Annotated in this window: 1 pseudogene; it reads left to right on the forward strand. The window is 43.9% G+C overall.

Annotation, left to right across the window (positions count from 1 at the left end):
* Positions 1 to 987, forward strand: a pseudogene (locus tag ACFIL3_RS10495) (filamentous hemagglutinin); the annotation flags it as partial.

A 987-nucleotide genomic window follows, 5' to 3' on the forward strand; every position in this document is an offset into this window, starting at 1 on the left:
CAGCCGCAGTGATACGGGACAAAGTTCCAGCAAGCAAAACTCTGTTTCCATTGGTTATAATAGCCGAGAAAAGGATGGTACAGCCACAACCAATATTTCCTTGAACAAGGATAAATCCTCTAGTGATTATCATAGTGTTGTGGAACAATCAGGCATCAAAGCGGGTGATGGTGGTTTTAAGATCAACGTTAAAGATAAAACAACGCTGACCGGAGGTATTATTGAAAGCACCGCGCCGGCAGAAAAAAACAGCCTGACCACAGGAAGCATCAGCACCAGTGATATCAGCAACAGTGCGCATGCTCAAGCCAGCAGCCAAGGTTTAAGCATTTCGGCGGGTGGTCCGATGTATCAGGGCAAATATGGTGTCGGGAAAAACATTGCTAAAAATCTCTTAGATCATTCAAAAGCTAAAGATTCAGAGGAAGGATATACCAAATCCGCTATCAGCAATGGCACCATTGTCATTACTGATGAAGCAGGGCAGAAGGCATTGACAGGGCAAGATGTTGAGCAAGCCATAGCCTCCCTTAATCGTGATACTGCCACCGCCCATAAGGGTGTACAACAGCTCGATGTAGGCAAGCTGGAACAAATCGTCCATGAAAACCGTGAAATGGCAACTCAACTCTTAGAAGAAGGGTTTAAATACAGCGATGACTCCTATAAAACCATGTTTATCAAAGAGCACCCCATCGCCGTGGTGGATCGTGATAAAGACGGAAATATAATCTATAAAAAAGATGAAAATGGAGAGCCTATAGAAGACGCTCGTGGACAAAAAATCCCCAAGTTCCATTATTTAACGGATGAAGAAAAGCAGCATTTGCAAGAAGGCTCTGATGGCAAAGTGCATGTGTCCTTTAATGGCATCTTTACTCCACCAGAGGAAGCCGCTGTTTATGCAGAGCAACATGCGAAGGATAAAAATAATCCGCTTTATTTTGTTGTGTTCCCTCAAGCCGATTCTGCTATCTCAGAACTTCT

The sequence above is a fragment of the Bartonella sp. CE47NXGY genome (assembly GCF_042195415.1).
In the GTDB taxonomy this organism is placed as follows: domain Bacteria; phylum Pseudomonadota; class Alphaproteobacteria; order Rhizobiales; family Rhizobiaceae; genus Bartonella.